12 protein-coding genes and 1 pseudogene are annotated in these 14,668 nt (G+C 65.5%); 4 read left to right on the forward strand and 9 right to left on the reverse strand.

Features of this window, described 5'->3' with window-relative positions; genetic code table 11:
• The 9 genes and pseudogenes from fni to NKI72_RS21380 all read right to left on the reverse strand — a co-directional run.
• On the reverse strand, positions 1-784 hold a 784-nt coding region (gene fni / locus NKI72_RS21340; RefSeq protein WP_352850812.1), incomplete at its 3' end, for a type 2 isopentenyl-diphosphate Delta-isomerase.
• A gap of 85 nt (positions 785-869) precedes the next feature.
• Positions 870-1,772: a terpene synthase family protein gene (locus tag NKI72_RS21345; RefSeq protein WP_352753964.1), complete on the reverse strand. Its 903-nt coding sequence runs from the start codon at positions 1,770-1,772 to the stop codon at positions 870-872.
• Positions 1,769-3,310, reverse strand: a complete 1,542-nt coding sequence (locus NKI72_RS21350; RefSeq protein ID WP_352850814.1) for a hypothetical protein — start codon at positions 3,308-3,310, stop codon at positions 1,769-1,771. Before NKI72_RS21350 ends, NKI72_RS21345 begins: the two co-directional genes overlap by 4 nt.
• Before the next feature lie 148 nt (positions 3,311-3,458).
• Positions 3,459-4,457 carry a polyprenyl synthetase family protein gene (locus NKI72_RS21355; protein WP_352754047.1) on the reverse strand — a complete coding sequence of 333 codons (999 nt, stop codon included), beginning with the start codon at positions 4,455-4,457 and terminating at the stop codon, positions 3,459-3,461.
• 154 nt (positions 4,458-4,611) lie between these two features.
• The gene (locus tag NKI72_RS21360) at positions 4,612-5,955 is read right to left on the reverse strand and encodes a cytochrome P450 (RefSeq protein ID WP_352850816.1); all 1,344 of its coding nucleotides are present in this window, start codon (positions 5,953-5,955) and stop codon (positions 4,612-4,614) included.
• Positions 5,955-6,800 carry an SDR family oxidoreductase gene (locus NKI72_RS21365; protein ID WP_352495018.1) on the reverse strand — a complete coding sequence of 282 codons (846 nt, stop codon included), beginning with the start codon at positions 6,798-6,800 and terminating at the stop codon, positions 5,955-5,957. The genes NKI72_RS21360 and NKI72_RS21365 overlap by 1 nt, the downstream gene beginning before the upstream one ends.
• A 168-nt stretch (positions 6,801-6,968) precedes the next feature.
• Positions 6,969-7,112, reverse strand: a pseudogene (locus tag NKI72_RS21370) (ferredoxin); the annotation flags it as partial.
• The gene (locus NKI72_RS21375) at positions 7,096-8,385 is read right to left on the reverse strand and encodes a cytochrome P450 (protein WP_352639847.1); all 1,290 of its coding nucleotides are present in this window, start codon (positions 8,383-8,385) and stop codon (positions 7,096-7,098) included. The pseudogene NKI72_RS21370 and the gene NKI72_RS21375, both read right to left, overlap by 17 nt.
• 92 nt (positions 8,386-8,477) lie before the next feature.
• Positions 8,478-9,680, reverse strand: coding sequence for a cytochrome P450 (locus NKI72_RS21380; RefSeq protein WP_352753959.1), 1,203 nt, complete (start codon positions 9,678-9,680; stop codon positions 8,478-8,480).
• Between the two features lie 199 nt (positions 9,681-9,879).
• On the opposite strand from NKI72_RS21380, the gene NKI72_RS21385 reads away from it, so the two are divergent.
• The 4 genes from NKI72_RS21385 to NKI72_RS21400 all read left to right on the forward strand — a co-directional run bounded on the left by NKI72_RS21385 (position 9,880) and on the right by NKI72_RS21400 (position 14,663).
• Positions 9,880-10,173 (forward strand): hypothetical protein, encoded by a 294-nt coding sequence (locus tag NKI72_RS21385; protein WP_352850818.1) that lies wholly within the window; start codon positions 9,880-9,882, stop codon positions 10,171-10,173.
• Positions 10,174-11,348: 1,175 nt separating this feature from the next.
• Positions 11,349-11,882 (forward strand): peroxiredoxin, encoded by a 534-nt coding sequence (locus tag NKI72_RS21390; RefSeq protein ID WP_352516037.1) that lies wholly within the window; start codon positions 11,349-11,351, stop codon positions 11,880-11,882.
• 69 nt (positions 11,883-11,951) lie between these two features.
• A complete protein-coding gene (gene rpoN, locus NKI72_RS21395) occupies positions 11,952-13,388 on the forward strand; it encodes an RNA polymerase factor sigma-54 (protein ID WP_352450769.1) in 1,437 nt (478 codons plus the stop codon).
• Positions 13,389-13,445: 57 nt separating this feature from the next.
• On the forward strand, positions 13,446-14,663 hold the full coding sequence (locus NKI72_RS21400) for an MFS transporter (RefSeq protein ID WP_352491455.1): 1,218 nt from the start codon (positions 13,446-13,448) through the stop codon (positions 14,661-14,663).
• The last annotated feature ends 5 nt before the right edge of the window (positions 14,664-14,668 follow it).

Here is a 14,668-nt window from a genome sequence, read left to right on the forward strand (position 1 = left end):
GACGTACCGCCTGAACGCTGGCCGGGGTCGGAATCCCCCAATCGGCGAACGCCATCGCCACTGCACGGTCGGCGGCATCGCGGGCGCGCTCGCCCTCCACCGCGGCCCAACTGGTGCCGCCGGCGCCGGCGACATCGATCACCGCCACGCCCGCGTCGACGAGCGCACAGGCCACCGGAGCGGACAGCCCCGACCCCACTTCCTTGGCCACGATCGGCACGCCCACGCCGCGCGCGGCGCGAGCAATCTGCGCCAGGACGCCGCGCCAGTCCCGGTCGCCCTCCGGCTGTACCGCTTCCTGCAGCGGATTGAGATGAACGATGAGTCCATCGGCCTCCAGCGCATCCACCGCCCGGCGCGCCAGGTCCAGGCCGTCGGCCTCGCGCAGTTGCGCGGCGCCGATATTGGCCAGCAAGGGAATGTCTGGGGCCAGGCGGCGCAGCGCGCGCGTCAGTCCCTGGGAGTTGCGGGATTGCAGGCTCACGCGCTGCGAACCGACGCACATGGCGATCCCCAAGGCTTGCGCTGCCTCGCTCAGATGCCGGTTGATGGCCTCGGCGCGTGGCATGCCGCCGGTCATGGAGCTGATCAGCAGCGGCGCGCGCATGGTCTTGCCTAGCAGCGAGGCGCGCAGGTCGATCTCCGTCAGGTCCAACTCGGGCAATGCGCAGTGTTCGAAACGGATGTACTCCCAGCCGGCGGCGACCGTGGCCGGCGCCGTTCGCTGATCCAACACGATGTCCAGATGGTCGTCCTTGCGCCGGCTCAGGGCGGTGTCGCTCATGCTCGCTCTCTCCGTGGCATCGGGCGACGGCGTTGCGTTGGATCGGACCGACGGCAGCGCGCGCACGCCGCCGCCTCCCGCGCGTTCAGGCCGGCGCACGCTGGCCTCCCCCCGCAGCGTCGCTGCGGTAGCGGCTGGTCGAGGTCTGGTAGTACTGCGCGCGGATGGCCGCCATGGCCTCGATCAACGGTCCCCACGGCGCGGGAAAGCGTTCTTCCGCCATCACCCGGTGCAGCATGCGCGTATGGCCGGCCAGCTCGTCGTTGAGGAACTCCACCACAGGCATAGCCGGATAGCGCTGCAGCAGCAGGATGGCCGCGTTGTCGGCCTCGCCGGCCGACCTATCCTTTTCGCGTCCATGCAGATCGTTCTGCAGGCGCCCTATCGCGGAGATGAGCCGCAGGACCTGGCGAAACGCCGGACGCGCGCGCAAGGTCGCCATTTGCAGCCCCCACAGCAACGACAGGCAACAGAACACGTTCGTGTAGGCGATCGAATCGATGCCGTTGTGCAGGTACTCGGCGTAGGACCAGCGTTCCGCCCCTGCCGCCTGCGCGTGTCCGGCGCGCAGCGCCGCGCAGTAGCACCGGGTATCGTCGAGAAGCTGAGCATAGTCGCGACGGTCGTAGGCGAGCGCGGCCAGCGAAGCGCGCAGCACGGCGCAGCCCTCGAATCCGGGGAGCGCGCACGGCACGCCCTCCCCCAGCGCCTGCTCCACCGCGGCGAGCTGCTCCGGCGCGATCAGGCCAAGGTCGTTGCAATCGTCGAGCCAGAACAGCAGCGCCAGTTCGCGATAGAACGCCACGATCAGCGTTTCGTCCTGCGGATCGCGGCCGGTGCGGGCGCTGGTGTCGCGCAGGCTCGGGTGGATGCGCTGTAGGATGTACTGGCCGCCCCTGACCGCTTCCACGGCATGCTCGTCGGCGAACCCGGTCAGGGAACGCCCCCACTCCAGCACCTGCTGCAGCGCGCGTTCGGTCTGGATCATGGCGCCGCTCCTGCTCCCTCGGCCGAGACGCGCCGCCCCCAACGAAGCGCCAGCCACAACCCGGCGAGTTCGGCCACGCGCACCACCCGGGTGGGGCAATACAGTTCCTTGCCGATCCACAGCGGCGTCTGCGGCAATGCATGCGCCGCGTGGCGGGCGAGCATCCACTCCAGCGCACGCGCCACCGCCTGGGCGATGCGCCGGCGCCCTGTCGGCTCTTCGCTCGCGTCCATCACGTGCAACGCGAACAGCGCATAGGCGGTTTCCTCGAATGTGGACGCGCGACCGGCGCCCCAGCCGCCGTCGTCGCGCTGCGCCTGCAGCAGCGCCGCCAGCGCGCGCTCGTCGCGCCACTGGGGCTTGCCTTGCGCCAGCGCAGCGACCGCATGCGCGGTGGGATACAGCCACGAAACGTGCCATTTCTCGTTGTCCCATAGACCATGCGGGTTGCGATTGGCCTCGACGTAGGCGCTGGTGCCGTCGGCGGGCTTTCCCAACATTCGCAACGCATGCAGGGCGTGGATGTTGGTCGACACCGAGGCATTGCGCTCGCCGGGGAAGGTGACGAACAGCTCGCCGATTTCGAAATGGCGCAACGCATCGACCGCCGTGGCGCGGCCTGCGAAGCGCAGGACGCACATCGCAACGGCGGTGTCGTCCGCATCGGCCGCGAAGTGCAAGGCCGGGCCCAGACCGCGCACGCCTAGGCGGGCGTCGAGCTGCGCGACGATCACTTGCACCGCCTCGGCGAGCGCGGGATGCGCGAACAGCCCGGCCAGATGCAGGGTGTACAGCGACCAGCACGGCTCGAACACATTGATCGGCCAGACGTTGGGAACGACACCTTCGATGCCGCTGCGCGTCGCCCGCGATGCCGCCTGCAGATACGCGTCGGCGCGCCCGACCTGCGGCGTGCTCCCCTGTGTCACGGCGTGCGCACGCCACGCGGCGGTGGCCGCCGGACTGATGCCGATGCTGCCGTCGTCATCCGGGCATGCGGTGGTCGGCGATGTCCCCCAGGCTTCCCAGGAGTGCAGCAACGGATGGCCGCTCGGCAATGTCGCCACCGCCCCCAGCTTGACCAGGCACGCTTGCCGCAACGGCAACAGCGCCGGGTGGCGCGGGCCGCCCAGCAAGGGTGCGGCCTCGCCGCACAACTGCGGCAGGAGCAGCTCCGCGCCGAGCGGCGCGTCTTCCGGCACCGCATGCGCGTAGGGATCGGGCTGGCGCTCGAGGAACCGGGTTGCAGCCTGGACTGCGTCGGCAGCGCCGGGAAGAGGATCGGCACGCTGCAATGCCAGCAACGCCGCCCACGTGGGCGCATGGCGGAACAGCGGGAAGTCCGCACTTCCCCATCCGCCATCGGCCTGTTGCTGCGCGATGAGCCACGCGTATGCGTCCTGCCGACCGGTGACGTTGCCGTGGAACTGCAGAGCTCGCGCCGTGTCGTAGACGGACGGACCGACGCTGCCGCCGTCGCTCATCTCGCTCAGCAGGTGGCGCAATTCGGAAAGGATCTGTTCGGACAGCGCGTTCACGCGGGATGTTCCTTCTGCAGACGGTTGACGAGAACCAGGGTCGGCAAACGCCGCGCACATCGCCGCGGACTTGGGCACAGTGCAGCATGCACCGCTGCCGCCGGCCGATCGCACCGGCACAGGGGCGACTCCATGTGGACGGGCGTGCTCATGCGCATGGCGCGTGCTTGAACAGATGCGCGTTGGCCCGCTGCAGTATCTGCGCCAATCGTTCCGCACGCGGCCCCAGCGGGGCGATGGCTTCCCCGGCGTCGCGCAACAAATCCAGCGCGAACTGGCGCGCTGCCTGCAGCCCCATGATCGACGCGCAGGTCGGCTTCTGCGCCGCCGCGTCCTTGCCGGGGGTCTTGCCCAGCGTCGCAGTATCCGCTGTCGCGTCGAGAATGTCGTCGACCACCTGCAACGCCAGGCCGAAACAGGCGGTGTAGCGATCGAGCGCACAGTACAGCGCAGCGTGCGCGGCATCCTCCGCGATGGAGCATAGCGCGCCCATGCGAACGGACGCGCGCACTAACGCTCCGCTCTTCATCCGGTGCATCGCCAGGATCCTGTCCAGCTCGGCGTGCTTTCCGACCAGCGACAGATCCATGGCCTGCCCGCCTGCGGCACCCTCGGCGGACACGGCCTGCGCCAGTTCGCGCACGAGCGCGATACGGTTGTCGCCGGGCGCATCCAGGCTCGCCAGGGTCAGGAAGGCGTGCGCCTGCAGCGCATCGCCGACCAGGATCGCAGTGGCTTCGCCGAACTTGACGTGCACGGTCGGAAGGCCGCGGCGAAGCACGTCGTCGTCCATCGCGGGCAAGTCGTCGTGGACCAGGGTACAGGCGTGCATCATCTCGATGGCGGCGCCGACGTCGTCGAGCATGTGCGCCGGCGTGTCGGCCAGTGCGCCGGCCGCCAGACAGAGCAAGGCGCGGGTGCGCTTCCCGCCATGCAAGGTGGCGTAGCGCATCGCCACCATCAGCTCGGTCTCACCGTCGTCTTCGGCGCAGAGAAGACGCGCCAGCGTCTGTTCGACCCGCTTTGCGCCGTCCTGCATCCAGATCTCAGGCAGCAGCCTGCCGGATGCGCCGCGCGCCTGCGCGCCCAATCCGCCGAGCGCGGAAACGCCAGTTCGGTCGTCGTGTAGCGTGGAACCGGTCTGCATGTTTTTCATGTCCTTGTACCTGACACGAGATGACCACAGCGAGCGCCAAGCCGCAGCGGTGTTGCCGGCGTCGCACCGAGCGCGCGCGCTGAGTGCAGCAATGCCGCGCCTCGCCGGCGCCGCTGCCTCGCCACACGGGGCATGCGATGCCAGCTCATGAGAAGCCTATGCGGATTGCGATGGACGGATGTGCGGTCGGGTAATACCGCCGGCCTTTTTCGACGCCGCTCAGCAACCGCGGCCGCACCCCGGCCTTGTGCATGATCAGCGCCAAGGCGATGCAGAACTGCACCATTTCCAGCCATACCAGGTGGTAGCCGATGCAGACGTGTGGGCCGGTACCGAACTGCAGCATGTCCACCGGCCGGATCGGCTCCGTGCGTTGCAGCCACCGCGCCAGGCGGAACTGATCAGGCGCCTCGTGCAGCAGCGCCGAGGTCGAGAAATGCAGCAGCGGGATGCACAGATGGGTGCCCGCGGGAATGCGCCGTTGGCCGAGTTGCAATTCCTGCAGGGCGCGACGCGGCAGGAGCGTGGTCGCCGGATGCAGGCGCAGCGTCTCGCGGAACAGCGCCTCGGCGACCGGACACTGCGCCAGGTCCGCGTGACGGGTCGGCACCGCGCCCACGCGTTGCGCCTCCTCGACCAGGGCGTCCCACATCACAGGCTGCCGCGCCAGCTCGATCACCATCCAGGCCATCGTCGAGGCAGTGGTGTCGTGACCGGCAAGCAGCAGCAAGCGGATATTGGCGACCAGGACGTCATCGGAAAGCGCATCGTCGCTGCGGTCGAAGGCGCTCACCATGTCGTTGATCAACCCGGTGCGCGCGGCATGCGCGCGCGCGTCGCGGACGAACTGGCGCAACTGCGCGTCGATCCAGTCTCGGGCGGCGCGGCCGCGGCGCAAGGGCAGTCCCGGCAGGTCGACCGGGGGCGCGACGATCAACTGCAGCAGTTGCCGGTACTTGCGATGCCATCCCGGCAGGTCCTGCGCGGGGATTCCCATCAGGCTGAAGATGAGCTTGAGCATCAGGTCGCCGGTTTCGCGCAGGATGGTTACGTCGCCGCGCTCGCGCCACGCCTGCACCCGCGCCCAGATGACGGGCGCGAACAGGTCGCCGATGCCGGCCTGGGTCAGCCCCTTGGGCAGGAACGCCGCCTTGATCGCATCGCGCGCTTGCCGGTGCGCGCGGCCGTCCTGGGCAACCAACGTTCCGCCAAGCAATTCGGGCGCGATCTCTTCGATCAGCGCCGAGGACACGTCCTTGTGCCGGAGCAGTGCGAACGCATCCGGATGCACGCAGGTCATCAGGTGTCCGGCAGGGCCGAAATCCAGCCAGAAGTGGCTGCCCAGCGTCCGTTCCGCGCGCCGCAGCAGGCGCGGCAGGTCGCAGACGATGGCGGGAAGATGCCCGACCAGGGGGAAAGCGCCTGGCATGACCGGGATGTCGTACCGCAGCCTGTGCCGACGGTTGAGCGGGTTGAGCAGCATGTCCATCAGCAGCGCGACGCCGCGGCCGCTTCGGCGGTGTCGCCGGCAGGCCGCGCGGCGCAGCTGTTGCCACCGTCGGCGTACGTCGGCACATGCGCCAGCATGCCGCCGTCGATGCACACGACCTGGCCGGTGATGAACGCAGCATCGTCGGAGAGCAGGAACGCCACGAGCGCGGCCACGTCCTCGGGGCGGCCGACGCGCTGCAGGAGCTGGTGCCGGCGCAGATGCCGTTGCATGCACTCGTCCAGCTTGGCGAGGAGACGCTCGGTCATGACGAGACCCGGCGCAACGGCGTTGCAGCGGATCTGCGCATGGCCGTACTGGGTGGCGAGCGAGGCCGAGAGCATGTTCATCGCCGCCTTCGACGCGGCGTACGACGTCTGCGCGGTGTCACCGCTGAGCCCCTGGCACGACGACATGTTGACGATGGCGCCACCGCCGCGGGCGATCATCCGTGGGATGGCCTGCCGGCAGCAGAGCAGCGTGCCGCGCAGATTGGTCGCCATGGTTTGATCCCAGACCGCCAGGTCCAGCTCGAGGATCGCGCGGTCGCGTGAGGTCAGATGCATGGCGCTCGCATTGTTCACTAGCAGGTCGACCCCACCGAAGTGCCGCTCCGCCGTCTCGAACAGCGCTGCCACCGCCTGCTCATCGGCGATGTCCATGGCCAGGGCCAGCGCGTGGCCCGCTTCAGCCGCGATCTGCGCGGTGCAGGCGATGGCCGCCGAGCCATCAATGTCGGCCACCACCACTCTGCCGCCCCCGCGCGCGATGGCGAGGGCGCATGCCTTGCCGATGCCGGCGCCGGCGCCGGTCACCACGGCCACCTTGCCTTCAAACCGTCCCATCGTGTCTCCTGGATTGCGTTGGTCTTTCGCGGCATGCCGCTTGGCCTGCGCCGGAGAAGGCGCAGGGTCGGCGCTGGCGCGCTCGTCATCGCCAGCGTCGCTTTCGATGACCCGAATGGCGGCGACCGGGCACTGGCTGGCCGCGAGCCGCACGGCGGCGTGCAGCGCCTGCGGGACCGTCGCCACGCACACTTCGGCCACGCCGTCCGGTTCGCGCTGGTGAAAGGTGCCCGGCAGCGTCAGCACGCACTGCCCGGTGGTTCCGCACAGATCCTGATCGACCAGGACGCGCATCTCAGCCCCCGTGCCCATGCAGCCGCACCGGCAGCGCGCGGAACGTCCTAAGGAACGCGGAGGGCTCCCGGGTCGGCTGCTCGGCCAATGCCAGCGTGGGGAAGCGCGCCTGGATCCGCGGCAGGCTCTCGGCCAACTGCACCCGGGCCAGTTGCGCACCGAGGCAGAAGTGGATGCCGTGGCCGAAGCTCAGCATGATCTTCCCGTCGATCGACATGCCAGGACTGGTGCCGTAGAACCGCACGGGATCGAAGCGGTCGGGATCGGCGAAGGCGTCCGGGTCGCGATTGCCGGCCGCGATCAGCACGCGCACGTCCGCGTTCTTCGGGATCACCACGCCGCCCAGTTCGATGTCGCGCTGGGCGATACGCGGAATGGAGCTGAACATGGCGGGCGCGTCGTAGCGCAGGACTTCTTCGACGAATGCCTTCACCCCCACGGCATCTCCCTGCAGCCAGTGCCGCTGTTCGGGATACGCCAGCATCGCCAGGACCGCATGGTCGATGGCCGCAGCAGTGGTGGCGAAGCCGCCCAGCAGCATGCCCCAGAGCATGCTGATCAATTCCGCATCCGACAGCATCTCGGCATCGTCGTCGTGTGCGCCGACCAGCATTGACACGATGTCGTGGCGGGAATCGGTGCGCTTGCGCTGTATGAGGTCGCCGAAGTAGGCCTGCACCCTGGCGCTGGCCGCGTCCGCCGCGGCGAGCTGGGGATCGCTGGCGTGCGGGCTCAGGCCTTCCAGAATGGCGCTGATGCCGGCGACGAGCCCGAACATGTCGTCCTGGGGCATGCCGAACAGTTCGCCGAAAACCAGCATGGGCAAGGCCAGCGCGAATTCCCGATGCAGGTCCACCGCCTCCCCGCGCTCCAGCGCGGGCGCCATGCCGTCCAGGCGCGCTGCGACGATGCGAGCGATGGTCGGCCTCAGGTTGTCGATCTGGCCCATGGTGAAATCGCGCGAGATCAGCCGGCGCAGACGCGTATGAGTCGGTGGTTCCTTCATCGCTAGCGTGGACGCCAGCAGACTGAGTGACAGGCTGGTCGCCGCCCGCGGGAAATAGCGCGCCAGTTCGCCCGGCGCCGGTCCCCGAAAAGCATCGCCCGTGGCCTTGAGCGCCCAGTAGATGTCGGCGTGGCGGCTCAACAGAAAGAGGCCCGACGCCGCGCGATGCACCGGATCGTGCTCGCGCAACCACCGCATGAATGGATACGGGTCGTGGATGCAGGCTGGCGACGCCAGTTCGGCGAAGGCGTCCCGGCATGTTGCCGTGGTTTCTTGCACGTCCATATTGGTTACCTGTTGGCTGGCTGATCTGACCGGCGCGCCAGGCGCGCCGGCAAATTGCGGAGAAGATCGCGATTCCCGGCGGCGTCCGCGCATCACCAGAGCACCGGGAACTCCTCGAAGCCGCCAGTGATGATCTCCTTGCGCAACTTCAGTTCTTCGGGCGCCACGGCCAGGCGCAGCGCGGGAAAGCGCTGGAAGATCGAACCGAACACCACCTTGAGTTCCAGCCTGGCCAGCGCCGCGCCGATGCAGTAGTGCGGCCCGTAGGAGAACGCCAGGTGCGGGTTTTCGTCGCGTCCGATGTCGAAGATTTCCGGGTCGTCGAAATGGCGCGCATCGAACGACGTCGCCGGCAGGCCGACCAGCACCTTGCTCTCCGCGGGAATATGCACGCCCGCGATGGTCACGTCGGTGCTCGGATAGCGCATGATGCCGTCCCAACCCGCGCCCGGCGGGTACATGCGCAGGATTTCCTCCACCGCCTTATCCACCAGAGATGGATCGCCGACCAGGCGTTCGCGCTGTTGCGGATGGCGGAACATGGCCAGCAGGCCGAATTCGATCTGCGCGACGGTGCTCTCGTGCCCCGCCACCAGCATTCCCGCCGCCAAGCCGATCGCCTCTTCCTCGGTCGCCTTGCCCTGGTCGACCGCCGCGAGCAGATCCGTCAGCAGGTTGTCGCCCGGATCCTGGCGCTTGTCCCGCATCTTGCCGCGAATGTAGGCGCGCAGTTCTTCCCAGGCCAGGCGCGACGCGCTGCGCGGGCCGCTTTCATGCTGGTGCGTCATCACCTCGTCGGACAGCCCGGCGAAAAAGGCGTGATCCTCGTAGAGCACGCCCATCAGCGCGCTGATGACCATGGCCGGAAGCGGAAAGGAGAGGTGGCGCCGCAGGTCGGCGGGCTGGGGCTGGGCCGCCAGTGTCTCGAACGACTGCGCGGCGATCGCCTCGACCTGCTGCTCGAGCAGCTTCACCCTGCGGTTGCTGAAGGCCGGCGCCACGATCGTGCGTAACCGGGCATGCTCGCCCCCCTCGTGCGAGACCAGCCACCCCGGCGATCCGAGAATCACCGAATCCGGGGTGAATGCCGCCGGCGGCATTCCCGAGGGCCGGAACGCCGCGTCGGACAACACCGCCTTGGCCTCGTCATAGCCTGTGACCCACCAGCCTTCGTGCCCGGACGGGAAGCGCACGTGGTGGATCGGACCGTTGGCGCGTAGCGCCAACATCTCGGGCGAGGGCTCAATGTGATCGACGCGCCACATCGGCAGCGTCGGCAAAGGTTGTTCGGACATGGTGGCACTTCACTCTATAGCGATGGAAGGGCGGAAGGTGACCGGCGGGCGCTGCGGCAGCGAAGACCTAAGACGGCTGTAGACGACGTCGTCCGAAGGCAGACCGATTATCAAGATCGGCTAACGCGTACCTGTCTAGGCACATCGCGCGGCGAGATGCAGAACGTTATCCTGCACCTTCGAGGTCAGGATAAAGTCGGTGTGGTGGGCCTTTGACTCGCCGCCGGCCAAGATTTCCTGCGCAAGGGTCGACAAGGGCGGCGAGCTGTTGGGTAAGGGCGGTTTCGCCGAGGACCCCCTGTCCATAGACGCTATCCGACGCGGATTTGACATTTTGCTTTTCTTTCTTCGTTCCATCGATCGCGGTGCCATCCACGAAATGAAGGTCGGTCGGCGGCTCCCGGCCCGCAACGAAGGAGCTTCAAAACTCGTGCCAATTTGGCCGGCCCAGCAGAAGAAAAAAATTGTGATTGCTTTTCAGTGGTTAGCCTGAGGCCAGACAAGAGCTCGGCGAAATAGGCCGGCGTCGCGGACCAACAAAGGCGACAGAACAGTGTCGGATAGTACGCGCTGGGCGACCTTTCGGTCGGGCTTGCGGCATTCTGGTCCAGTTTCGAACATAAGGGGCGGCAAACAGACACGATTGGGGAATTCGATCCTCACGGAGTCAGGGCGCTTGCTCGAGAGCGCGCGTTCATGGTTGCTGCGACAGGCGCATGTTCGCGAAAGCCGAGCCTGCGCACGCAAGAACACGTTTGCGGCAAACGCTATGAAATCGCTGCAGTGCCCGCCGGTGTGAGGTAGGGCATCGGCTCGGCTTTCGGTTCGTCTTTGTCCAGCCGGTGCGGAAGCAGCCGCATATCCGCACCATACAGCACCCTTGTCGAGCGTGCTGACGAGGCGGTTATAGGGCGCGCCCGGTCTTGAAGACACGGTCCTTCCAAGAAAAAGGATCGCTCCAAAAGCATCTCTATTTGAAATGGCACGCCGCTTGCTGCTCCTGGTCAGAGCCCATCAAAACACGATGAAAGCGACTTGCGCCATGCCCGACACGCGAAGCTCTAGACCGTGGCCTGAGGAGACGGTGCCTGTTCCCGCTGAACATCGGTACATCATCTCCTCCGGAGGTCCCTCCTCGGCAGCCGCTTTGCGCATGGCTGGTCCGATGCCGGCACGCCAACACATGGCGCTCGCGCAATTGCCGTTTACCGGTTCTGATCAGCATGTGAGTGCCCAAGAGCCCCATCAAAGAGCCACCGAAGCCAAGGTCGGCGGGTCACTGGCAAACTTCGACAATACGCCGAACCAGCTCAGTAACGCGGGTCTCTTGCGTGAAGTCCCATTTGAGGCCTCCACACGCGTTCGATATTGGCTACTTCGGGCCCGCTATCACTTTGTCCCGGGCACGAGCGCAAGCGATGGATGCCGCTTCCGGCGCCATAGCCGTGGAAAGATTGCCCCAGCGGCTCGACAGCCTCCACTTGCTCAGATCGATGGCGTTCGAGTGACGAAGACCAGCAGCCAAGACGTTCCCCTACATCGGGATGGAAAAAGGAGGGTGCGAGCCGCGAGGGCCTCATTTCATGCCCGGCATACGAGCCTTTGCTCGGTATTGCGCCAGCCTCTGCCAGAATCCGGCGCGCCAGTTTTTTCCTGAGGAGCAAGTTGATGACCGTTCAAAAGAAGGTTCCCTTCGTCACCTTTCTCACGCGTGTTCGCGATGAGTCAGTCCAGGGCCCAAATCCATATCGCTGGGAAGAAAAGACATCTGACGACTACTTTGCCGGCAAGCGGGTCATCCTGTTCTCGCTGCCTGGCGCCTTCACGCCGACCTGCTCGACCTACCAATTGCCCCAGTTCGAAGAGCTCTATGATGAGTTTGAGAAGGAGGGAATTGACGCGATTTACTGCCTCTCAGTCAACGACGCCTTTGTCATGAATGCGTGGGGGAAGTCCTTGGGTCTGAAGCAGGTCGAGCTCATCCCCGATGGCTCAGGCGAGTTCACACGCAAAATGGGCATGCTGGTCGCCAAGGACAATCTCGGCTTCGGGATGCGCTCCTGGCGCTACGCCGCCCTGATCAACAATGGCGTGGTGGAGCATTGGTTCGAGGAGGAAGGTTTCTCCGACAACTGCGAGGCCGACCCCTATGGCGTCTCGTCCCCGCAAAACGTTCTCGAAACGCTGAAAGCCGCCGCATGACCTAGAATACGTCTCAGTGGTGCCATTGCCGGCCCCAAGAGGCTCCTCGACAGGATTTTCGCGCTCACCATGCAATCCTCAGCAAGCCTGCTTCAGCGCCAGAAGCAATCCATGGTCGCATCGCCTCAACTCATTGAGTCGATTCGCCTGCTGCAACTGGCGCATACTGAACTGCATCAGTTCGTGGAGCGGGAAATCGAGAAGAACCCGCTTTTGGAATCTGCATCAAGCGATGGCGGGCCTTTTGACGACGTCTCGATTTCGGGAGCGGATCAGCCTGTCGGCCCTGGCGCAAACGCCGTTGAAGGACCGACCGGGGCAGGGTCGGCTGAACGGCTCGGGCAATGGAAATCACTCGGCAACACGACCAACAACCCGCCGGGCAATGGCCCTTCCCTCGACGAGTTTGCCACCCTCGCCGAAACATTGCACGACCATGTCGCTCGTCAGATCGCCCTCACTGCGTTCACACCACAGGAGCGGCTGATCGCTGGCCAGCTTGCCGCCGATCTGGAAGACACTGGCTATCTTCGGGCAAACCTTTTGGAGCTGGCCGAGAGCCTGAATGTCCATGAGGCTGTTGTGGAACGGGTTCTCGGAACCTTGCAGCAATTTGATCCACCGGGAGTTTTTGCGCGAAGTCTCAGAGAATGCCTCGAGATTCAGTTGCGCCAGCGAAATCGGCTCGACCCGGCAATGGCAGCTTTGGTTGCCAATCTTGAAATGCTTGCGCGACGCGATTTTGAGGCACTGAAGCAGCATTGCGGCGTCGATGAAGAAGACCTTCTCGACATGATGCATGAGATTCGGGCGCTCGATCCCAAGCCTGGGAACCGATTCCAATCCGGTGCGTCTGAATCAATCATACCCGACGTCTGGGTCACGCCCTCGCCGCAAGGCGGGTGGCAGATCGAACTTGATCCCGCCACACTGCCAAAGCTGCTGATCAACCAAAGCTACTATGCCGAAGTGTCGCGTCAAACTCCCCAAAATTCGAAAGATAAAGCATTTCTCGACGAATGCTTGCAAAACGCGACCTGGCTGATCCGCAGCCTCGATCAGCGCGCCAAGACCATTGTTAAGGTTGCGGCTGAAATCGTGCGTCAGCAGGATGCCTTTTTGGAACATGGCGTCGCCCACCTGCGGCCTCTCAATCTCAGAACCGTCGCTGACGCGATCGGCGTGCACGAGTCGACGGTAAGCCGGGTGACCTCGAACAAGTACATGCTTACCCCGCGCGGAGTCTTTGAACTGAAGTATTTTTTCACCGTCGCGATCGCGTCCTGCCAAGGCGGCGATGCGCACTCCGCCGAAGCTGTCCGGCATCGGATCAAAGCGATCATTGCCGCAGAATCTCCCGGCGACGTGCTTTCCGATGAGGACATCGCTGTCCGGCTGAAGGAAACCGGCATCGATGTTGCGCGCCGCACCGTCACAAAATATCGCGAAGCAATGAACATCCCCTCCTCCGTGCAACGCCGCCGGGAAATGCGCTTGTGTTTTTAGATTTGGGTCAAGGCAGCCAACATCACGTTGCATTGCATCAAAGTGGAGACTTCGTTCATGACCCAATCCGCAGCAGGCGTCATGGACGCTGTTCTGCACGACCCAGAAAAGCCCGTCCCACCGTCTGGTCCCGCATGGGGTGCGGTCATTTCGCTTTCCTTGGGCACCTTCGGGCTGGTCACGGCAGAGTTTCTGCCTGTCAGCCTGCTCACGCCCCTCGCGCATGATCTCGGTATCAGCGAGGGAGCGGCTGGACAGGCGATGACGGCAACAGCTATCGTCGGGGCGATCTCGGCGCCGACGGTGGCCATCATCACAAAGCGCCTGGACCGCAGGACCGTCATGTGGACCATGACGCTGCTGCTGATCCTGTCGGACGTTCTGGCGGCCGGCGCGTGGTCGCTGGCGGCTCTCCTGACTGCACGCGTCGTGCTCGGCATAGCGCTCGGAGGCTTCTGGTCGATGTCGGCAGCACTGGCGATGCGGCTCGTTCCAAGCCACTTCCTGCCGCGCGCCATGTCGATCATCCTCACCGGCGTTTCCGTAGCTACCGTCTGCGCAGCTCCAATCGGCGCTTATGTCGGCGATATCTGGGGATGGCGAAGCGCCTTCGTGCTCGCCGCAGCCGGCGGCGCCGCTACACTGCTCGTGCAACTCATAACTATTCCGAGACTGCCTCCGATTGGAGTGGCTAGCTTCCGCAGCCTGCTGGATGTGGCCAAGATTCCGATGGTCAAAATTGCGCTTTTGGTCATCCTGCTGGTCGCTTCCGGCCACTTCGCCGGAATCACCTATATCCGCGCCTTCCTCGAGAAGATTCCCGCGCTGGATGTCGAAACGATCTCGCTTGTGTTGCTTGCTTTTGGCATCGGCGGATTCTTCGGCAATTTGGCCGGCGGGCTTCTGGCCGAGTACAGTCTCAAGGCAGTCGCTGCCCTTGCACCGCTGCTCATAGCGATAGCCGCTGTTTCGCTGCTGACGGCGGGAGCATCGGCCTCGGCCTCGGCGATTGCGGTTGCCGCGTGGGGCTTTGCTTTCGGCGCGGTGCCGGTGGGATTGCAGACGTGGATGGTGCGGCGCGCCGCTCCCGAGCAGGCCGAAAGCGCCGGTGTGCTGATGGTCGTAGCGTTCCAAGTGGCAATCGCAGCCGGCGCGATTTTCGGCGGACTATTGGTGGACAATGCCGGGATTACCAGTGCCATTGCCTACAGTGCTGTTGCCACGTTCCTCGCCGCCCTGACAGTGTTCCTGCTCGGCCCGAAGCGGGAAACCTAGACCGC

Source organism: Mesorhizobium sp. M0437, from assembly GCF_040321335.1.
GTDB lineage: Bacteria > Pseudomonadota > Alphaproteobacteria > Rhizobiales > Rhizobiaceae > Mesorhizobium.